The organism is Streptomyces sp. SP18BB07 (assembly GCF_036322545.1).
In the GTDB taxonomy this organism is placed as follows: Bacteria; Actinomycetota; Actinomycetes; order Streptomycetales; family Streptomycetaceae; genus Streptomyces; species Streptomyces deccanensis.
The window spans coordinates 1-21,143 of sequence record NZ_JAQYWT010000154.1; the positions used below are offsets into that span (position 1 = coordinate 1).

Genomic DNA, 21,143 nt, shown 5'->3' on the forward strand with positions numbered 1-21,143 from the left:
AGCAGTCGAGTCGTCGCGGGATGCCGGGCGGCCAATCCTCCTCAGCCACGAAAGCGGCACTCGCATGAAAGCCATACCCGGCATCCCTGGGTGTCCCGATCTTACGAATGACCGCGATCAACCCACGAAGAAAGGTATGGACGTCTCATGAAGCATGACGGCTATGACTACATCATCGTCGGCGGCGGTTCGGCCGGCTGCGTGCTCGCCAACCGTCTGACGGCCGACGGCCGCAGTCGGGTCCTGGTCCTGGAGGCCGGTCGGCGACACTCCAGATTCGACTACCCCGTGCGCGTGCCGGCCGCCTTTCTCTTCGTCATGGGCCACAAGCTCTACGACTGGCAGTACAAGTCCGAGCCCGAGCCCATGCTGGCCAACCGGAGGATCGCGCACTACCGGGGCAAGCTCATGGGTGGCTCCAGCTCCATGAACGGCATGTTCTTCCAGCGCGCCAACCCCCTCGTCTACGAGGGCTGGGCCGAGGCACCGGGCATGGAGACCTGGAGCTACGCCCACACCCTGCCCTACTTCAAGCGACTCGAACGTCTCGTCGGCAGTGATCCGCGCGGTGTCTACCGCGGCCACTCCGGGCCTATCCCGGTCCACCGGCACAAGGTCGAGAACCCGCTGTTCGGCGCGCTCTTCGAAGCCGCGCGGCAGGCCGGCCACGAAGTGGTCGACGACGTCAACGGCTACCGCCAGGAGGGGTTCGCACCCTTCGACTGCAACATCGAGAACGGCGAGCGCTACGACGCGGCCCGCACGTACTTCGCGCCCATCCGCGACCGGAAGAACCTGGATGTGATGACCGGCGCCCTCGTCAGCCGGGTCGTCTTCAAGGGCAAGCGCGCGGTGGGCGTCGAACTCGCCTCGCGGCGGGACGGCAGAACGGTCGTCCGCGGCAAGGAGATCATCCTCTGCGGCGGAGCGTTCAACTCGCCGCAGCTCCTGCAACTCTCCGGTGTGGGCAACGGCAAGGAGCTGAGCCGGCTCGGCATCGATGTGGTCGAGGACCTGCCCGGGGTCGGCGAGAACATGCAGGACCACCTCGAAGCGTTCGTCATGTACGGCTGTACGCAGCCGGTCTCGATGGCAGGCATTCTCAAGATGAAGTCATGGCCGGGCATCGGGGCCAAGTGGCTGCTGAAGCGTGAGGGTCCGGCCGCCAGCAATCACTTCGAGGCCGGCGGGTTCGTCCGCTCCAACGAAGACGTACCGATGCCGAACCAGATGCTGACCATGCTCGCCCTGGGCGTGCGCAACGACGGCACGCCCGCCCCGACGGAGCACGCCTACCAGATCAACCTCGGACCGCAGACTCCCCAGTCGAAGGGGCATGTGAAGCTGCGCGCCAACGATCCCCTCCAGGCCCCGGTCCTCACCTTCAACTACCTGTCGACCGAGCAGGACCGCCAGGACTGGATCGACGGTGTCCGCGTCACGCGGGAGCTGCTGAACCAGCCCGCGTTCGCGCCCTTCAACGGCGGCGAACTCTCACCAGGACCCGACATCAGGACCGACGAGGAGATCCTCGCGTGGGTGGCCCGCGACGCCGAGACGACGTACCACCCCTGCGGCACGGCCAAGATGGGCACCGACGACGAGGCCGTCGTTGATCCGCAGACCATGCGCGTTCACGGTCTGGACGGGATTCGCGTCGTGGACGCCTCGGTGATGCCCGTCATTCCCAACGCGAATCTCTACGCCCCGGTCATGATGATCGCCGAGAAGGCCGCGGACCTGATCCTGGGCAACGAGCCGCTGGCTCCCGAGCACGTCGACTTCTACCGCCACGAGAAGGTCTCCCGATGAAAACCGATGTGACCGACAGCCTCGGCATCGAGCTCCCCCTCTTCGCCTTCTCCCACTGCCGGGACGTCGTCGCGGCCGTCACGAAGGCCGGAGGCATGGGCGTGCTCGGCGCCGCATGGATGACTCCCGAAGAGCTCGACATGTCGATCGAGTGGCTGGAGCGGGAGGTCGACGGCAAGCCCTTCGGCGTGGACCTGGTCTTCCCGGGCACGGCGATGGACGACGAGAAGACTCCCGAGGAGTATCTGGCCTCGATCCCGGACCGCTACCTGGCGTTCGTGAAGGACATGCTGGACGGCGGCGGGCTGAACGACCTCACTCCCGAGGACCGCGACGCCTACATGGTCGAGAACGCCAGGAAGATGGCGATGACCAACAAGAAGAGCCGTGACCAGCTCGATGTGACGCTGGCCCGGAGCTCGGTGAGCCTGGTCGTCGGCGCCCTCGGTGTCACACCGGACTGGGTGGTGAAGGCGGCGCACGCCCGAAGCGTCCAGGTCGGTGCGCTCGTCGGCACCGCCCGGCACGCGGTCAAGCAGCGAGAGGCGGGGGTCGACCTCATCGTCGCGCAGGGCACGGAGGCGGGCGGCAGCGTCGGCACCGTGGCGTCGATGGTGCTGTGGCCGCAGGTCGTGGAGGCGGCGGCCGGCGTGCCGGTGCTGGCCGCCGGCGGTGTGTCCCGCGGCTCGCACATCCTCGCCGCGCTGTCCCTGGGCTGTCAGGGCGTGTGGACCGGGTCGCTGTGGCTCGGGACCGCGGAGAGCGAACTCAGCCTGGAAATGCGGGAGAAGCTCTTCGCCGCAGAGTCGGAGGACGCCCTCCTAGCGCGGGTCATGACCGGCAAGCCGGGGCGGATGCTGCGGACGAAGTACATCGACGCCTGGCAGGCTCCCACCGCTCCCGCGCCGCTGTCCTGGCCGATGCAGTCGATCCTGAACGGCTACCCCTACAAGCGGGCGGAGCACGCACGCGATCTCGACTACTGGACCTACGCCGTGGGCCAGGTGGTCGGTGACATGAAAGGCCACACCACCGTCAAGTCCGAGATCACGCGGCTGCTCAACGAGTACGTAGACGCCCTCGACCATCTCCAGAAGGTCACGGACGTCGACTAGCCCGGCGATCACCGCGCCATACGACAAAGCAGTAGGAGGAGAGCAATGGCAGGCGTGACAATCGAGTACGACGTGCCGGTCCCGATGCGCGACGGTGTCGTTCTGCGGGCGGACGTCTACCGTCCGGAAGGACCGGGACCGTGGCCTGTCATCGTCTCCCGGACGCCGTACGACAAGACGGACAACTACGAGCTGCAGTTCCTGGATCCCGTACTGGCCGCGCGGCGGGGGCTCATCGCCGTGGTCCAGGACGTACGCGGGCGGTTCGCCTCCGAGGGCGAGTTCGTGCCGTTTGTGAACGAGGCGACCGACGGCGCCGACACCATCGAGTGGGCCGCGCAACTGCCCGGCTCCAGCGGCGCGGTGGGCATGTGGGGCATCAGCTATCTGGGCAATGTGCAGTGGCAGGCGGCGGGTCTGCAGCCTGCGGCGCTGAAGGCGATCGCGCCCTCGCTGACCTTCCGTGAGACCGACAACGGCCTGGCGTTCCGTGGCGGCGCGTATGAGCTCGGCCTTGGGCGCGGCTGGGCGCTGGGTATGGGCTTCGACGTGCTCGTTCGTCGCCATGCCGACAACGAGGAGGAGCTGATGAAGCAGGTGGCCGCGCTCGCCGCCGCTCTCGACGGCATCCCCGGGCCCACGTATCACGAGCTTCCCACCGGCACGGATCCCGTCGTCGCCCGATGGGATCTGGCGCACCTCGCGGACCGCGCGTCCATGGCCGCCGGTGATGTGCCTCCGCACCAGGAGAACGTCACGGTGCCCAGTCTGCATGTGGCCGGCTGGTACGACGTGTTCGTCCAGGGCACGATCGACAACTACACAGCCGCGGCGCAGCGGACAGGGGCCAAGCTGGTGGTCGGACCCTGGAACCACATCGCCCAGACCGGGATGCAGGGGGACATCAACTTCGGCATCGCGGGACACGGGTCCGTCATCGACTTCTCCACGTCCATCCTCGGCCTGACCTTCGACTGGCTGCACGCGTGTCTGACCACGGGCGAGGCCCCGAACGACGACCTGCCCGTAAAGATCTACGTCATGGGCGCGGGCGAGTGGCGCTCCGAGCCGGAGTGGCCGCTGAGCCGCGCGGTCGACACGCGCTTCCAGCTCGGCACCGACGGCACACTGGCCGCCGACGGCGAGGCGGCCCCGGGAACGCTCACCTTCACGTACGACCCGCAGAACCCCGTACCGACCGTCGGCGGCGCCACCGTCATGCCGTATCCGCCGTCGGGTTCCTTCGACCAGCGCGTCGTGGAGGAGCGCGACGACGTCCTCGTCTTCACCACCGACGTACTCACTGAGGACGTCGAGGTGACGGGGCGGGTCACCGCGTCCCTGACGGCGGCGACCGACGGCCCCACGACCGACTGGGTCGTGCGCCTGTGCGATGTCCACCCGGACGGCCGTTCCTACAACGTCGTCGACGGCATCACCCGCGTCGAGACCATCCCCGGCGAAGCATCCACCGTCGAGGTCGACCTGTGGTCCACGAGCATGCTGTTCAAGAGGGGGCACCGCATTCGCGTGCAGGTGACCTCCAGTTGCTTCCCGCGGTGGGACCGCAACCTGAACACCGCCGACGGCCTGCGCACCGGCGAGATGCGCGTCGCGTCCCAGACTCTCCATGTCGGCGGGGAGGCGGGGTCGTTCGTCACGCTTCCCATCGTCTGACCGGGCAGGCAGGCATCACGTGGACGAGGCTCCCGAGCCGTCGAGAGAGACGTTGGACGTCTCAACTCATCGGCTTGGGAGCCTCGTTGCTTCATCTGGACAGTTCGTCGAGGTGAGAGGAGTCCAGGAGCCTGGGCGGTCGGGTGGTCACGGTCACCTCCGGGGCGGCGCCCAGCCATTTCTCGACCTCCACGAGCGCGTGCTGCGCCGTCGTGGCCTGGGACAGGCTCGACGCCGGCCGGTCCGCCGTCAGCACGTTCGGGTTGCCATGGCGGCAGAATGACGGGTCGTCAGGGTCGGGGTCGTACCAGGCGCCCGCGGAGAGCTGGACCACGCCGCGCCGGACCGCGTCCGACACCACCAAGCCCGCCAGGCAACTTCCGCGCTCGTTGTGGAGCCGCACGACGTCGCCGTCCGACAGACCACGAGCTGCCGCGTCCTCGGGATGCATCCGCAGCGGCTCCCGCCCCGCGACCTTCGCCTTCTGACTCGTGTCGCCGATGTCGAGCTGACTGTGCAACCGGGTCTTGGGCTGGTTCGCGATCAGGTGCAGGTGGTGGGTGCCGGAACTGCCGAGCCATTCGTCGGGAGCGATCCAGACGGGGTGGCCGGGGCAGTCGGCGTAGTCGAACCCGGCGATGGTCGACGAATAAATCTCGATCTTTCCACTGGCCGTGGGCAGGGGATTCGCGCCGGGGTCACGCCGGAACTCCGAGAACAACACCTGATCCTCGTCAATGACGGGGATCGAAATGTTCTCGCTGCTCCAGAACGTGTCGAAGTCGACGACCTCGATGTCGCGCGCCGCGAGCCTGCTCCGCCACCCGTCGTACAAGTGCCGGAGCCACCCCATCACGTCGCGGCCTTCGGTGAAGCTCTCTCCTCGGCCCAGCTTTGCCGCGAGGGCGGAGAAGATCGCGTAGTCGTCCCGGGCCTCACCGGCCGGCTCCGTGAGGGCGGGCATCGGGAAGAAGGCCGGGTCGTTGCGGCCGGCGCCGTAGTCGTCGCGCTCGATCGTCATCGTCGCCGGGAGCACGATGTCGGCGTGCCGTGCTGTGCTGGTCCAGAACTGCTCGTGGACGACGACAGTGGCGGGCGTCATGAACGCCCGGCGCAGGCGGGCCAGGTCCTGGTGATGGTGGAAGGGATTTCCTCCTGCCCAGTAGACCAACTCGATCTTCGGAAGAGTGATACGCCGCCCGTCGAAATCGATCTTGCGGCCCGGCGTCAGCAACATGTCCGAGATCCTCGCCACTGGGATTCCCGAGGTCTCGGCATTGCGTCCCTGCGGGAGTGAGGGAGCACTGGTCACCCGCTTGGGGAGCCCTACCTCGGCCGTCGCGCCGTAGCCGTGCTGGAAGCCACCGCCCGGCAGCCCGATCTGTCCGAGCATCGCCGCCAGGGTCACCCCGAGCCAGATGGGCTGCTCCCCGTGCTGCTGGCGCTGAAGGGACCAGCTGAGGTTGATCATGGTCCGCGACGCCGCCATTTCACGGGCGAGGCGGACGATCCGTTCGGCGGGGACGGTGGTCAGACGCTCTGCCCAGGAGGGATTCTTCGGGACGCCGTCGACCGTCCCGCGCAGGTACGGCAGGAACTGATCGAAGCCGACGCAGTGTGTGGAGAGGAAGGCTCGGTCGGCGAGGTCCTCGGCGTCCAGCACGAACGCGAGGGCCAGCATCAGGGCGGCGTCGCTACCGGGCAGGGGCGCGATCCACTCGGCCTTGGCCTCGGCGTATGTGTCGTCCGCGATCGGCGTGATGTCGATGAACTGGCATCCTCGGGCCACCGCCCGCCGGATGGCATCCCGGGCGGAGTGCCGGCCGATCCCGCCGGAGTTGATGCCACTGTTCTTCTCGGACAGGCCGCCGAAGGAGAGGAACAGGTCTGTGGTCCCGCTGATCACGTCCCAGGAGGTGGCACCCGCCATGATGGCGCCGGCGTTGCCCACCACGTGCGGGAGCAGGATGCCGGAGGCGCCGTAGCTGTAGTCGCTCCATCCGGCGACGTATCCGCCGAGGGTGTTGAGGAACCGGTGGATCTGGCTCTGGGCGTGATGGAAACGGCCGGCACTGGCCCAGCCGTACGATCCCCCGTACACCGCGGACGGGCCGTGCTCGGTATATACGCGCCCGAGCTCAGCACTCACCAGCTCGATGGCCCGCTCCCACGACACCTCGACGAAGGGTTCGGTGCCGCGGTCCGCGCCGCTGCCGGGGCCGTTCTCCAGCCAGCCGAGGCGGACGGCCGGCCGGAGCACCCGCGTCGGATGGTGCTGGGCGGAGGCCACGTTGTGGATGAGGTCGCGCGGGTCAGGATCACCTGACCACGGCCGGACCGACCTCAGTGACCGTCCGTCCGTCTGAGCCTCGAAAGCTCCCCAGTGGGTCAGATGCGTCGGCATAGTCACGCTCCGTTGTCACGGCTCTGGCCCTTCAGGCTAGGCATGCGTGCGAGGCGGCAGACACTGGTGAAAAGCCGAGGGATCGGCTGATGGCTGGTGCGTCTTCCGAAACCAGGGAGACAGGTGACTCGGTAGCGTTCCGGCGAGTGACCTTCGGTGCGTCCGGTCGTATGACGGCCGGCGTCCACTGCGGCCCCGCGGGCAGAAAGGACGGGCGCTGACGTGACTGGCCCCATGGACGTCTTGTCGAGGATCGAGGCGGCCGGCGTGTCCGTGGAGACCTCGGGACTCCGACTCGCCGCCTATGCCTACGACGCGTCCAACTACCGCGTTCCACCGCTGGCCGTCGTCTTCCCGCGCAGCGTCGACGATGTCATCGCGGTCGTGAAGGCATGTGCCGCCACCGGTACGCCCGTGGTAGGCCGGGGCGGGGGAACCTCCATGGCCGGCAACGCCGTCGGTCCCGGCGTGGTCGTGGACTTCTCCCGCCACATGAACCGGATCCACACGATCGACGAAACGTCCGGCACGGCCGATGTCGATGCGGGCGTCGTGCTCTCGGTGCTCAGCCGCTCGGCGGAGAGCGCCACCGATGGCGCCCTCACCTTCGCGCCCGACCCCTCGTCGAAGACCCGCGCCACCGTAGGGGGCGCGGTCGGGAACGACGCGTGCGGAAATCACTCCGTGCGGTACGGGCGGACGTCGGACCACGTGGTCGAACTCGACATCGTCACCTCGGACGGCGTACAGCTCACGGCGTTCGCCGGCGGACTGCGCGCGACGGACCCCGAGGACGCGCACGCGGTGGCCAGGGCCTTCGCGCTCGGCGAGCAGCTCAAGGAACTCGCGCAAGCCAACCTCGCCCCCTTCCGTACGGAGCTGGGACGCATCCAGCGGCAGGTGTCCGGCTACCACCTCTCGCACCTGCTGCCAGAGAAGGGCTTCGATGTTGCCCGGGCTCTCGTCGGCTCGGAGGGCACCTGTGCCCTCGTGGTGCGGGCGCGGATGAGGCTCGTGCCGAAGGCTCCGAGCGCGCTGCTGGTGTGCCTGGGCTATGCGGACGTCGTCGACGCCGCACGGGACATCCCCACCATCCTGGAGTTCTCGCCCGCCGCCGTGGAAGGAATCGACGAGGTCATCGTCGACACGATGCGGCTGCGCCGCGGTGTGGACTCCGTCCAGGGCATGCCCAGGGGCAAGGCATTCCTCTATGTCGACCTCGACGGAGAGCGTCCGGAGGACGTGGCCGCTGATGCCGCCCTGCTGCTCGAACGGCTGGAGGCAGGCGGGCGCCTGGTGGACGGCCGCGCCGTTCCCGACCCACACGAGCGGGCGACGCTGTGGCGAGTGCGCGAGGACGGTGCCGGTCTGTCGTCCCGGCCCGCGAGTGGCGGCGAGTCCTGGCCGGGGTGGGAGGACTCCGCCGTCGCCCCAGAGCATCTCGCCGAGTATCTGGCCGACTTCCGTCGGCTCCTGGACGAGCACGGGCTGACGGGCATCATGTACGGGCACTTCGGGGCCGGGTGCATGCACATCCGCATCACCTACGACCTGCGCACCGACGCGGGCCGGAAGGTGTACCGGGAGTTCACCGCGGCCGCCGCCGAACTGGTCGTACGACATGGCGGGTCGCTCTCCGGCGAACACGGCGACGGACGGGCCAGGTCCGAGTTCCTCCCGATCATGTACAGCCCGTCCGTACTCACCGCCTTCGAGGCCTACCGCGGCATCTGGGACGGCTCGGGGCTGCTCAACCCCGGGTCGATCACCCAGCCGGACCCGATCGACGCGAACCTCGCACTGGCCGGAGTCCCCGACCGCGAATGGCGCACCCACTTCACGCTCAGCCCCGTCGACGCCGAGGCGGCCGGGACGGACCCTTGGGTCCACGCGGTGCAGGGATGCATCGGCGTGGGACGGTGCCGTGCGGACTCCGGCGGCGTCATGTGCCCGAGCTTCCGGGCCACGGGTGACGAGAAGGACTCCACCCGCGGCCGTGCCCGAGTACTGCAGGACATGGTCCGGGGCGCGCGGAGCGTCGGTGAGGGGTGGCGCTCTGACGACGTCCGCGCGGCGCTCGACCTCTGCCTGGCGTGCAAGGCCTGCTCGCACGACTGCCCCGCGGGCGTCGACATGGCGACGTACAAATCCGAGTTCTACTCCCACTACTACGCGGGTCGTATGCGGCCCATGTCGCACTTCTCGCTCGGCTGGCTGCCCCGCTGGCTCAGGCTCACGGGGCGCGTCAGCCCGCTGGTCAACGCGGTGCTCGCCTCACCGCTCAGCAAGGTCGTGGCCCGGGCAGGGGGCCTGACGACCGAACGCACGCTGCCCAGGTTCGCCTCGCGACGCAGGCTGCGCAAGGAGCTGGCGGACGCCGGCGCCGATGCGGGAGGTACTGATGTCGTCCTGTTCGTCGACTCCTTCACGAAGGGATTCCGGCCGGAGGTGGCTGGTGCCGCCGCACGGGTCGCGGTCGGCTCCGGCCGCCAGGTCACCTGCGAGACCGACGCGTGTTGCGGGCTGACCTGGATCACGACGGGCCAGCTCGACACCGCCAAGAAGGTGCTGTCCAAGACCGTCGCGAAGCTCGACGACGGTACGGACACTCCCATCGTCGTCATTGAGCCGAGCTGCGCGGCCGCGCTGAAGCAGGAGGCCCCGGAACTCCTGGGCACGCAAGCGGCCGAGAGGGTGTCCTCCCGGGTCCGCAGTTTCGCGGAAGCCGTGCTGGAGTGGGTCGACGGCGGTTGGCAGCCGCCGACGATGCCGCCGTCGGTCACTGTGCAGACCCACTGCCACGAGTACTCGGCCTTCGGTGCCGCCGTCCAGCGAAAGGCGCTCGCCGCCCTGGGCGTCGCCGAGGTCGACGAGGCCACGGGATGCTGCGGCGTCGCCGGCACCTTCGGTTTCGAGTCCGAGCACTACGACGTCTCCATGAAGGTCGCCCAACAGGCTCTTGCCCCCGCCCTCAAGCGGGCCGCACCGGAAACACCGGTCCTCGCCGACGGGTTCAGCTGCTCCATGCAGGTCAGACAACTCGCCCCCGACCGGCAGAGCTTGCACCTGGCCGAACTCATCGACCCGGGGGCGGCTGGGGACTGAAGTCACCGGCTCGTAGGGACCGGCGCCTTAGCGATCTCCACGCGGTGCTCGATGTCGGGCGGCTCAGTACCAGGCCCTTCGCCGAACCGGCCTGCGTCGAGGACCTGACCGGCCTCCCGCCCGCCTAGGTCGGCGCCTTCCACGCTTGCCACGCCCGCGCCGGGCCGTGGATCAACGAGCGAATGAGCGGCGAGCCGGTCACAGTCACCCAGCGACGCCTGAAGATCGAGCAGTAGCCGAAGTAAGCGCGGAGAGCGTCACGTGCACGCCCTGCGCGGCATTGCACAGTCCCTGCGCGCCTGGTGAGCAGCCCCAGCCAGTGCCACCGCGTCTCGCGCGGCGGCACTGAGAAACGAAACCGCCCCCGTTATGTTTCCGCGGCCTGTTGCAGGACCGCGGAAACCATAACGGGGGCGGTCGATACGGTCTCCTGGACCGTGACCTCGCCGCGCGAGGCGATCGGTTGTGCGCCGCCCTCGGTCCACGAGCACCAGCGCATGCTGGACTGGGACACCATCGGACTTCATTGCTGCTCGGCCGGGGAGAACAGGTCGTTGTCGTCCCACCCAGCGCACCCGCGCGGGTCCGCCAGATCTCACCCCGGCGCAGGCCGGAAGAACGACCGCCTTGACGCCGCCGCAGCGGCATGCGTCGCCGCTCTCCAAGACGACGCAAGGCCGGTGCGACGCGAGAACTCAACGGATGCGCTGCTGGACGAACGGCGCAGCAGCCTCGCGCAGGCCAGAGTCCGCGCACAGACGGTCGTCTCCGTCGGCTCCGCCGAACTCATCCATCATGCCCTCGCCGCCGACCTGATCGCCGGGCAGCTTGCCCGCCCGGTTCGAGGTGCTCGGCCTCGGGCCGGGCGTGATCCGGCCCGGACGCCCGCTGGACTCGCAGCACCGCAGATAGGCCCTACGCTACGAGCCCGGCCATGCTCGCATCGTCAGCGAGGCCAACGGGGGGCCCTGAACTCGACACGCTGTCATGCACCGGCTGAGTCGGCCGAGGCGGCTGTCAGCTCACGTCGTGACCACGAACTTGCCGATGTGCGTGCGCTTCAGCAGCCGTGCCTGGCCCTGAGGCAGGTCCTCCAGCGGGAAAGACTCCTCCAGCAGAGGCTGGAGCCTGCCGGCCCGGATCAGGTCCACCAGACGGGCGAAGGTCGCTGCGGTCGGATTGGTGATGCCGTGCATCTCGAGGTCCTTGTAGATCAGGTCGCGCAGGTCGATCCTCGTGACCGGACCCGCGATCGCCCCGGCGGTGGTGTACCGGCCGCCGCGGCGGAGTACCTTCAGCAACACGTCGAACACCGGCCCGCCGACGACATCCGCGGCGACATGGGCGCCTCGTTCACCGATGACGCGCTCGATCTCCCGCTGGACGTCGTCGCTCTCGCGGGCGACGAACTCGTCCGCCCCGAGTGCGCGAAGCCGCTTCTCCTTGGCAGCGCCGGCGACGGCCACGACGCGTGCACCGCGCAGGCTCGCCAGTTGGATGAGTGCCGTTCCGACACCGCCGGCGGCACCGGTGACGACGATGGTCTCGCCGTCCGTCAGCCGGGCGCGCTGCAGCATCTCCTCGGCGGTGTCGTACGAGCACGGAAACGTGGCCAACTCGGCGTCGGACAGCGGCGAGTCGACGTGGTGGGCGTTGCCCGCGGGCACTGCCACATAGTCCGCGTAGCCCCCGTCGCGCTCGCTGCCCAGGTACTGCACCAACTGTGCGTGGGGCGGCAGGGAGGCGTCGCGGACCGAGGGGTCCACGATCACCCGTTCACCGATGCGGCCAGGGTCTCCTCCCGGCCCCACGCCGGCGATGTGACCCACCACCGCGGCGCCCTGGATCCGGGGGAAGTCGACCGTGGAGCTGTTCCACGAGGATGCCGCCCCGTCCGACCGCCCCTGTAGGCCCAGTTCCTCGGACACAGCGGACTCGACGACTGAGTCGTACCAGCCCGTCCGCGTGTTGATGTCCGTGTTGTTCATGCCGCAGGCGCCCACCCGGACCAGTACTTCTCCCTCCGCCGGTGCCGGGGTGGGGTAGGCATCGTGGAAGACGAGCTTGTCGATACCGCCGTGGCCGGTCAGCACAGTGGCCCGCATGGTGGCCGGAACAGGGACGGCCGGTGCGGATGGGGCGTTCACTCGGGTACGGGAATTCATGGAATCACTGACGTCCATTTCTCGGCTAGCTCGCCAACTCGGGGTTGACCATCACGTGCTTGAACTTGGAGTACTCGTCGATCCCGTGCGGGGACAGCTCCTTGCCGTATCCCGAGTTCCGGAAGCCGCCGAACGGCATCTCCGAGGCGATGAAGATCTGCTGGTTCACCCACACGGTTCCGAAATCGAGCTCCCGCGTGAGACGCATGGTCCTTGCGAGGTTGGTGGTCCAGACACTCGCCGACAGGCCGTACTCGACTCCGTTGGCCATGTCGAGCATTTCGTCGTCACTGTGCCCGCGCTGGATCGTGATCACCGGCCCGAAGACCTCGCGCTGGATGATCTCGTCCGACTGGTCGGCGTCGGTGATGACCGTGGGGGCGTAGAACCAGCCCGGGCGGTCGAGCCGCCGTCCGCCGATCCGCACGGTCGCGCCGTTGTCGCGCGCGCGGTCCACGAAGCCGGCGACCCGGGCCAGCTGACGCTCGGAGATCAGCGGACCGATCTCCGTCTCCGGGTCGGAGGGGTCTCCCACGCGCAACTTCTCCGCTGCTTCGCAGTAGGCCTCGACGAACTCTTCGTACGCCGAGTCCTCGACGATGATGCGGCACGCGGCCGTGCAGTCCTGGCCGCTGTTGGAGTATCCGAACTCCACGAGGTCCCGCGCGGTCTCACGAATCGGGCTGTCGGCGAAGACCAGGACCGGAGCCTTGCCCCCGAGTTCGAGGCCGATCCGCTTCAGCGTCCGGGCGCCCGACTCCGCGACGGCCTTTCCGGTCGCGACGTCTCCCGTGAGCGAGATCATCCGGACGGTGGGGTGCGCGACCAGGGCCTTGCCGGTGGTCGAGTCTCCCAGTACGAGGTTGAGCACGCCCTCGGGGAGGAACTGATTCGCGATGTCGACGAAGAGGATGGTGCTGGTCGGAGTCAGCTCCGACGGCTTGATGACCGCCGTGTTGCCTGCGGCGACGGCAGCGGAGATCTTCCAGGCCGCCATCAGGAGGGGATAGTTCCAGGGGGTGATCAGGCCGACGACACCGATGGGCTCGCGGCGCACCCACGAGGTGCTGTTGTTCGCGTACTCGCCGGTGGCGGGAACGGAAGACGTGCGCGCCGCGCCCGCGTTGAAACGGATGACGTCCCACACCCAGGGCATCGCCCCCTGGGCGACTGTGATCGGCTGGCCGACGTTCTCGCTTTCGAGCTGGGCGAACTCCTCCGCCCGTTCCTGGATCACGTCGGCGATCTTGAGGAGGATTTCGGCGCGTTCGGCAGGAGGGGTGTTCCCCCACGCCTTCGCCGCTGCCGCTGCCCGCTGCACGGCCTCGTCGACATCGGCCTCCGTCGCGATCCGATAGGCGGCGATGGCCTTCTCGGTCGCCGGGTCGATGACGACCGCGGCGTCGGTGTCGGTGATGTCTGCTGCGAACGCCGCCGCAGCGCTTCGGTCCTCGACCATCGGCTTGCTCATCGTTGCCACTCCTTGTGCATCGGCTATGCCTGGTTTCGCCAGTCGACCGGTGTGATCGACAGGAGGAGACGCGTGCCCGGAACCGCTCCGTAGCGGACGGTGGTGCCTCGGGGCAGGACGATCAGCTCTTCCGCCTCCCCGGTCAGCGGGACGTCGACGCCGTCTTCCACGACGAGGAACTCCGCTCGCCCGTCGAGGACATAGACCGTCTCCTCGTACTGGAGCGTCCACGGGTCGCTGTGCCCCGGCTCGTCGAACGTCATGAAGTAGGTGCCGAGTTGGTCGAGGCCGGAGTCCGCGGTGCGATGCTCGATCTCGGCGGGGCCGAAACGCTTGACGTTGGCCGGCGCAAAGGCCGGTTTGGAAGCGTTGGGGCGGGTCATTTCTGTCTGTCTCCTCGGCTGTGAAGGCTCTGGGGCGAGAGAGTCACGGAGGGCCTGTGCGACGTCCTCGGGCAGCGGGCGGGACCGCGCGGCCTCGGCGTCGACGTTGACGTAGACCAACTCGATCTCCGCGATCTTCGTTCCGTCACGCGTGACGGCCATGTCGAGCTGGAAGCTGGACGTCCCCACACGCCGGCACGCGACATCCACGTCGAGGACGTCGTCGAAGCGGGCCGGCGACAGGAATGTCTGCCGCGCGCTCACCACCGACGGGTCGGTTCCGCCCTCGACCAACTTCGCGTAGGTCCAGCCGAGTTCGCGGAAGAACTCGGTCATGGCGACGTCGGCCAGCTCCAGATAGCGGCTGTTGAAGAGGAAGCCCTGAGTGTCGACCTCGTGATTGCGCACCCGGTGCGTGTGGGTGAACACGTCAGGCTCCCGCTTCCGCCAGGAGTTTCGCGTACAGGTCGGGCCGCTGGAGCGCGAGCCCGGGCGCTTCGGGGTTCGCCCGCGAGGCCAGCAGGAGGTCGTGGTCCAGGGACACCACCACCAGGTCCTCCTCGGACGACTCGGCCTTGGCCAGTACCCCGTCGTTGACCCCGACGGTCCTGTCGACGGGGCCGGTGACCAGGGCGCTGCCGGTCGCGTGCATGGGCGCGTCCGCCGGCAGGCCGTTGTGGCCGATCAGGGGCGACATCGCGACGTAGAGCTGGTTCTCGATGGCGCGCGCCTGGCATCCGGTGCGGACCCGGTGCACGCCTCGCCGGTTCCAGGTGAGCGAGGGGCACAGGATCAGGTCGACGCCCTTGCGCACCAGGTGCCGGGACAGCTCCGGGAACTGGATGTCGGCACAGATGAGCACGCCCGCGGTGAACGATCCGATCCTGGTGACCAGCAGTTCGTCGCCGCCGCGGGTGCCGAGCGCGTGCTCCTGGGGCGTCAGGTGGGTCTTGTCCTGGGATTCGACGCGGCCGTCAGGGTGGACGACGAAGGCGGTGTTGCGCAGTGAGCCGTCGCTGTGCACGCGGTTGTGGCTGCCGCCCGCCACCACGATGTTGTGGTTCTTGGCCATGCTTCGAAGGCCGTCGACGATTGAGTCGGTGAAGGTGGGCAGGACATCCCAGTAGGCCGATTTGATCGTCGCGGTGGTCACCTCGTGGTCGGTGATGGATCCGAGGAGCCCGGTACTGGCGAGTTCGGGGAAGAGCACGACCTCCGCGTTCTGGTGGGCGGCGCGGCGCACGAGATCCTCGGTGTGGGCGAGGAATTGATCGAGGTCCCGCTCGGGGCGCAGCTCGAATTGGGTGACAGCGACGTTCAGCGACACCATGATTTCTGGGACTCCTTTTCCGGAGATGACCGGAGGCTGGGCGATGGCTCCTGCCGTAAAAGGCTCCGTCGCCGCCCGTAAAGGCGACCGTATAGGCTCTGTCGCGGCGGCTCACTCGTCACTTATGACAAGGGCCGAGTGCGTTCCCTGTAATCCTTCCAAGCCGTCTTCGGCCGGTTCCGGCGGTTGCGGATGAGGAGACGCGGTCAGCGTTCCGGTCCGAGCGCCGCACCGAAACGTGCGGAGAGGGCCAGCCCCCGTTCCGGGTCTGCGAGCACGCTGCCCGTCGCCCCGGCACCGCGGATCTCGCTGGGATCCTCTCGGTCGGCCGGTCTGATCCGGCGCTGATCCCAGGACTCCGCCTCCACCATGGAAAGCGCGGTCAAGGCGAGGAACAGGGACGAGACCGCCGATGGATCCCGCAGGCTCAGGTCTAGGGCAGACTCGATCTTCGACAGGCGGTAGCGCAGTGAGTTGTGATGTACGGCCAACGCGTCGGCCGCGGTCATGATGTTCTGCCGGTGCTCGAAGTAGGTGGAGAGGGTGGCCAACATGATCTGGTTGTCCTCCAGCGGGCGGAGAAGTTCCCTCGCCCACTCGCCCATGCGGTCGAGACCGACGTCCGAGAACAGACGGGTGGCGAAGTCGAATTCCTCGTAGGCCATCAGACGTCGCCCTGTGCCGTCGCGGCGCAGCACGCGGAGGGCGAGTTGGGCGTCGTGGTAGGAGTCGACCACGTGCCCGACGCCGGCCGTGTCCCGTCCGATACCCAGCACCAAGCCCTCCGTCGGTGTGCCCGCCTTGACGAAGGCACGTCTGACGGCGGACGACGAAGCTTGCACGAGGCCGACCAGGGCGGATTCGCGCAGGACAAGAAGGTGGGGGAGACCTTCGCCGACCAGTGTGCGTTGCAGGCCGGCATGCAGCGACTCCAGGGCTGCCACGTCCCGGGCGGTGGTCGCGCCGAGGGCAGGCTCCGCGACGACCACCCGCGTCTCCTGTTCGAAGGACAGTCCCAGCGAGGCGATGCGGCCCGCCAACTCGGCGTCGTGTCGCTCCAGACGCAGTGCCAGGGCCTCTTCGAGTACGGCGCTGCGCACCGCCCGTTCCTGGCGCTGGGCGGTGAGTTCGATCTGGAGGCTGGTCTCGGCGAGCGAGGCGGCGATGTACAACGCCGCCTCGGAATACTGGTCCGGGAAGGCCGGGCGGCGGCCGGCCGCGACGAGCCAGCCGGTCCGCTCACCGGCAGAGGCACTGGTGGCGACCCTGACCGCCATGCCGTACCAGCCTTCGACGGTGAACCTCTGGGCCTCGCTCTGGGTGCGCGCGATCTCCGGGAAGAGCAGGGACAGCGGCAAGGGCCCCGAGGCGTGCACAACGCCGCCGTGGCTGTCGACGAGTGTGACGACCGCGTTGCAGATCTTGGCGACCCGCGCGGTCAGTGCCCGCAGCGGATCGGGTTCGGTCAGCGACTGGGTCAGCGAGCGCTGCAGTGACGTCAGGCGCCTGGTCGGTGCCTCGTCGGCTCGCGCGGTCGAGCGGGCGATCTCGGCGATGAGTTCCGTCGGATCGACGTCATCAGGAAGGCCCAGCAGGATATGGCGGCCCACAGCAGGCTCCAGGCCTTTGGACGAGGCGCCCGGCGGCAGCCATACGACGATGACCCTGGAACCGGGCAGGGCGAGGGCGTCGGCGACACCGCCGAGCAGGTCGCCATCGGTAGCGGGGCGGGTCGCGGCCACGAGGACGACGTCTTCTCCGACCTCGGCGAGATCGGCGCCTCCCGAGGCCAGCCGTGCTCCGTGCACCGGCCGGGATTCCGCTCCCGCCGGGACCACGAGCAGAGTCAGCCGCAGCCGCTCGTTGCCGAGGAGATCGCCGAGCGTGCAACCAGTCCCGTCATGCCTCATTTGGAAGGTTCCCTACGTCAGTGTGGAACGTTCAGCCACCTACCAGCAAACCCTGGTGTTCCGGACAGGCTAGGCAATAATCGGTCAGGTGCTTTCAGGATATATCTCAGGAACCTGCTGTGCGGTGATGAGAATTCTGATGGGGCGGAGGCGGGATCCCGGCTACCGTCGGGCGTGAAACACGTGGACGCCCGAAAGGGGGTGGAGACGCTAATGGAGCCGCAGCACCTCGGAGAGGTCGAGCCTTGTCGGCGGTCGGCCGTGAGCCAGGTGGCGCCGGAGAAGGTCTTCATCCAGGGCTACGAGCTGGAACCTGGTCGTCGGCTCGGCCGCAGCGACCGTGGCGGTGGCCAAGCACACCATGGCGACCGAGGACACGCTCCGGAACACCACCTCCACCCACGCTGCCGCCGAGGAGTCGGCGGGCGGGGATTCTGCGTTCCCTCGCTCTGGAGGAGGGGTTGTGGGTCGAGCCGCTGCGGCTGTACGAGGCGACCATCGCGCGGTCACCGCTTGGCCCGGCAAGAGCGCCATGCCCGTCGACGACGTGGCGTCATGGCGGCCTATGAGATCCCGGGACACCAGGACTTCGCCACCGACCTGAAGGAAGCAGGAACAGAGTGGCTGGCCGCGCAGTGACCAGTGCCGAAGGCACTTCGTATGATCCACCGGACCACAGGTGCGCAGGGAGACAGCATGGACCAGCTTCGAGCCCTCGACACCGCCGACATCGTCGTCGTCGGTGGCGGCATCGTGGGCCTGTGCACCGCGTTCGAGCTCAGCAAGCGCGGATACGACGTCGTCATCGCCGAGCAACGGATCCTCGCGTTCGGCGCCTCCGGCCGTAACTCGGGCGCGATGTGGCTCCAGACGCGCCGCTCCGGCACGGAACTCCAGCTGGCCCGAAGCGGCCTGGAACGCTACGCCGAGTACGAGCGGGAACTTGGCCCCACCTTCGAGTTCCGCCGACATGGCGGGCTGTTCTTCTACGAGACGGAGGAGCAGAAGGCCGTGCTGAAGGAGTACGTCGAGGACCGTGCCGCCGTCGGCCTCGACGTCTCGCTGCTCGGTGCGCGCGAGGCCCGCAAACACTCCCCGGTGCTTCCGGAGTCCGCTATCGGCGCCGTCCACTGCGCCGAGGACGCTCAGATCGACGCCCAGGCGTTCGCCCGTGGGCTGGGCGCCGCCTGCCTGCGCCGCGGGGTGCGGGTCTACGAGAACACCGCCGTGCTGGGCACGCTGCGGCGCGGCGACTCGGTCATCGGCGTCCGCACGGTGCGCGGCGACATCCACGCGGGCGGGGTGGTGTGGGCGTCCGGCGCCTGGTCGGTGAACCTGCGCTCGGAAGGTATCGACCTGCCGGTCGAGACCTCGCGGGTGGGCCAGCTGGTCACCCAGCCGATCGCCTACACCCCGGGCCCCATCCTGCGCGGCCCGCGTGGCGTGGCCTGGTGCGGGGCGCTGACCGATCTGACCGGCTACGACCCCCGGCTCTTCGCCGCGCCACAACCGCCCGGCGCGGAAGGCGACTTCGGCTACGACGACACGCTCGTCCAGAACACCGAAGGCGCCTTGGTGGTCGGCAACAGCATCGACGGCACGGGCTCCCTCAACCCGCATATCAGCATGTCCGCCACTCACGCCCTGATCAACACGACGCTGGACCGCGGCACCAGGCGCGGTGAGCTGGGTGTCACCGGGCTGTGGGCGGGACTGGTCGGCCGCACCCGTGACCACCTTCCCATCGTGGACCGCGTCGAGGGCATCTACGTCAACACCGGTCACTCCTACGGGGTGGCAAGCGGCCCGGCCTGTGGCGAGATCCTCGCCCAGCTGATCGTCGACGAGCCGAGTCCCCTGCGTGCCGCGCTCGCCGCCGACCGTCCCGGACTCCAGGCCGCGACGTCCGGGACTTCGTCCTGGTGACTGACCGGCGCCGCTCGTGACGGCCCCGGCGATAGGGAGGTACTGAATGCAGGCCGCGCTCCTCACCGCGTTCGAGGGCCCCGATGCCTTGGCCGTACGAGAGGTTCCGGAACCGGAGCCCCGGGAGGGCCAGGTACTCATCGACGTCGAATGGGCGGGCGTGACCTTTCCGGACCTCCTTCAGGCACGTGGGGAGTACCAGACGCGTCCTGAACTGCCCTTCATCCCCGGCTGGGAGGTGTCAGGGACGGTCCGCACCGGCTCCGGCGGATTCCGGGCCGGTGACCGCGTGGCAGCCCTGCCGGTGACCGGTGGCTTCGCCCGGACGGTCGCGGTCGACGTGCCGATGGTGTTCCCCCTCCCGGACAACGTCGACACCCGCCGTGGGGCGGCCCTGCCCCTGAACTACCTGACGGCACATTTCGCACTCCTCCGCCGCGGTGCTCTCCGGCCCGGTGAGGTCGTCCTCGTCCACGGAGCCGCCGGCGGGGTGGGGAGCGCTGCCTGCCAGGTGGCCGCGTCGTACGGCGCGCGCGTCATCGCGGTCGTGTCCACCGAGGAGAAGGCCGAACTGGCCAGGTCCCTGGGAGCACACGAGGTTGTGTCTGCCGACGGCTTCCTCGACGAGGTGCGTGCCCTCACCGACGGCGGCGGTGTCGACATCGTGGTCGATCCGGTCGGCGGGGACCGCTTCCTGGACTCGCTGCGCACGCTGCGGCACGGCGGGGGGCGCCTGCTCGTCCTGGGATTCGCGGGCGGGGGCATCCCGACGCTCAGAGTGAATCGTCTGCTGCTGACCAATACGTCGGTGCTGGGCGTCGGTGTCGCGGAGTACTGGCGGCAGGACCCGGAGGCCGCTCACTCCCAGTGGCACGAACTCCTGCCGCTGCTGAAGTCCGGCCGGCTGGACCCGCCCGTCTCGGCCGTCTTCCCCCTGGAACAGGCGGCGGCTGCCCTGAGGCACCTGGGCGAGCGCGAAGCCCTCGGCCGGACTCTCCTGAGGGTGCGTGCCTGACGGCACCTCTGAGGTGTCGTCGAGCACGCGCGCGTTCCAAGTCCCCATGGCTCAGCCGATGGAGGAGCCGATGCCGCCGTCGACATCGAGAACGACACCGGTGACGTAGCGGGTGGCCGGCGAGTTCAGGAACGCAGCCGCCTCGGCGGTGTCGGTGGGGTCACCCGTGTGCTGCATGGGAGCCTTGCCGATGAGTTTCTTCCGGGCCTCGTCGTTCATAGAGGCTGGCATGGGGCCCTCGATGAGACCGGTGACGTGGTGGGCCCGGCCTCTCCCTCGTGGTGGCGGCATCTGGCATGTGTAGGAGCCGCTGCTCGGCCACCGGTCCGCGTCGGACCGCCGGACGCGAGCCTGTGCTGTCGGCGCCTCCGGGACTCCCATGAAGCGGCCTGGGCGGGGCTCACACACCGCCGCCCCCACGGCAGCGCTGCAACGGTCGGCGGTCGCCGTCGGTGGGCACTCGGTCACTGCGGTCGGGGCATGCCGCGTGGACCCCTGCGCCCCGGTGGGCCCGTAGCGAAGGTGTCGCTGCTGCCGAGGTGACAGGGGTTCGACTGTGGCTGGCGAGCTCACGAGCCCTACCGGGTTCGCCGTCACTGCACGGCGACATCGTCGACCTCCAGGCTGGGGCTCCTCGGCCCTTGGAAGTGGGGCACCCCATGCTTGGAGGCGGGAATCCGAGGGAATTCCGCTAAATGTAGCGAAGCTGCCTTCACTATTCCTCGCTCTGTCGAAAAGCGCAGAGGCAGGACTTCGTCGGTCGAACGCTCCCGTCACTGTCCTTTGCTACATGCGGAATTTGGGCGGCTTGCCACCGGGGGCGACGACCA

At 68.7% G+C, this 21,143-nt stretch carries 13 protein-coding genes; 6 read left to right on the forward strand and 7 right to left on the reverse strand.

Annotated elements, in window-relative coordinates; genetic code table 11:
* Positions 1–147 precede the first annotated feature (147 nt).
* The 3 genes from PUR53_RS00875 to PUR53_RS00885 are packed head-to-tail and all read left to right on the forward strand — an operon-like array spanning position 148 to position 4,604.
* Positions 148–1,812 carry a choline dehydrogenase gene (locus PUR53_RS00875; protein ID WP_329907039.1) on the forward strand — a complete coding sequence of 555 codons (1,665 nt, stop codon included), beginning with the start codon at positions 148–150 and terminating at the stop codon, positions 1,810–1,812.
* The gene (locus PUR53_RS00880) at positions 1,809–2,927 is read left to right on the forward strand and encodes a nitronate monooxygenase (protein WP_329895593.1); all 1,119 of its coding nucleotides are present in this window, start codon (positions 1,809–1,811) and stop codon (positions 2,925–2,927) included. Before PUR53_RS00875 ends, PUR53_RS00880 begins: the two co-directional genes overlap by 4 nt.
* Positions 2,928–2,972: 45 nt before the next feature.
* The gene (locus PUR53_RS00885; protein WP_329907040.1) at positions 2,973–4,604 is read left to right on the forward strand and encodes a CocE/NonD family hydrolase; all 1,632 of its coding nucleotides are present in this window, start codon (positions 2,973–2,975) and stop codon (positions 4,602–4,604) included.
* 91 nt (positions 4,605–4,695) lie between these two features.
* Here PUR53_RS00885 and PUR53_RS00890 read toward each other — a convergent pair whose 3' ends face one another.
* Positions 4,696–7,008, reverse strand: coding sequence for a molybdopterin-dependent oxidoreductase (locus PUR53_RS00890; protein WP_329895595.1), 2,313 nt, complete (start codon positions 7,006–7,008; stop codon positions 4,696–4,698).
* 234 nt (positions 7,009–7,242) lie between these two features.
* On the opposite strand from PUR53_RS00890, the gene PUR53_RS00895 reads away from it, so the two are divergent.
* Positions 7,243–10,113: an FAD-binding and (Fe-S)-binding domain-containing protein gene (locus PUR53_RS00895; protein WP_329907041.1), complete on the forward strand. Its 2,871-nt coding sequence runs from the start codon at positions 7,243–7,245 to the stop codon at positions 10,111–10,113.
* A 1,022-nt stretch (positions 10,114–11,135) separates the two neighbouring features.
* Here PUR53_RS00895 and PUR53_RS00900 read toward each other — a convergent pair.
* The 5 genes from PUR53_RS00900 to PUR53_RS00920 form a co-directional block, all read right to left on the reverse strand.
* Positions 11,136–12,260, reverse strand: coding sequence for an alcohol dehydrogenase family protein (locus PUR53_RS00900; protein ID WP_329907042.1), 1,125 nt, complete (start codon positions 12,258–12,260; stop codon positions 11,136–11,138).
* Positions 12,261–12,303: 43 nt separating this feature from the next.
* Positions 12,304–13,749, reverse strand: a complete 1,446-nt coding sequence (locus PUR53_RS00905; RefSeq protein ID WP_329907043.1) for an aldehyde dehydrogenase family protein — start codon at positions 13,747–13,749, stop codon at positions 12,304–12,306.
* A 23-nt stretch (positions 13,750–13,772) separates the two neighbouring features.
* Positions 13,773–14,561 carry a thioesterase family protein gene (locus PUR53_RS00910; RefSeq protein ID WP_329907044.1) on the reverse strand — a complete coding sequence of 263 codons (789 nt, stop codon included), beginning with the start codon at positions 14,559–14,561 and terminating at the stop codon, positions 13,773–13,775.
* A gap of 1 nt (position 14,562) precedes the next feature.
* A complete protein-coding gene (locus tag PUR53_RS00915; protein WP_329907045.1) occupies positions 14,563–15,462 on the reverse strand; it encodes a nitrilase-related carbon-nitrogen hydrolase in 900 nt (299 codons plus the stop codon).
* A gap of 206 nt (positions 15,463–15,668) precedes the next feature.
* Positions 15,669–17,372 carry a PucR family transcriptional regulator gene (locus tag PUR53_RS00920; protein ID WP_329900139.1) on the reverse strand — a complete coding sequence of 568 codons (1,704 nt, stop codon included), beginning with the start codon at positions 17,370–17,372 and terminating at the stop codon, positions 15,669–15,671.
* 696 nt (positions 17,373–18,068) lie between these two features.
* On the opposite strand from PUR53_RS00920, the gene PUR53_RS00925 reads away from it, so the two are divergent.
* Together PUR53_RS00925 and PUR53_RS00930 are read left to right on the forward strand one after the other, a co-directional pair.
* Positions 18,069–19,298: an NAD(P)/FAD-dependent oxidoreductase gene (locus tag PUR53_RS00925; protein ID WP_329900138.1), complete on the forward strand. Its 1,230-nt coding sequence runs from the start codon at positions 18,069–18,071 to the stop codon at positions 19,296–19,298.
* Positions 19,299–19,344: 46 nt separating this feature from the next.
* A complete protein-coding gene (locus PUR53_RS00930; RefSeq protein ID WP_329907046.1) occupies positions 19,345–20,313 on the forward strand; it encodes an NADPH:quinone oxidoreductase family protein in 969 nt (322 codons plus the stop codon).
* A 51-nt stretch (positions 20,314–20,364) separates the two neighbouring features.
* Here PUR53_RS00930 and PUR53_RS00935 read toward each other — a convergent pair whose 3' ends face one another.
* A complete protein-coding gene (locus PUR53_RS00935) occupies positions 20,365–20,694 on the reverse strand; it encodes an SDR family oxidoreductase (RefSeq protein ID WP_329907047.1) in 330 nt (109 codons plus the stop codon).
* Positions 20,695–21,143 lie beyond the last annotated feature (449 nt).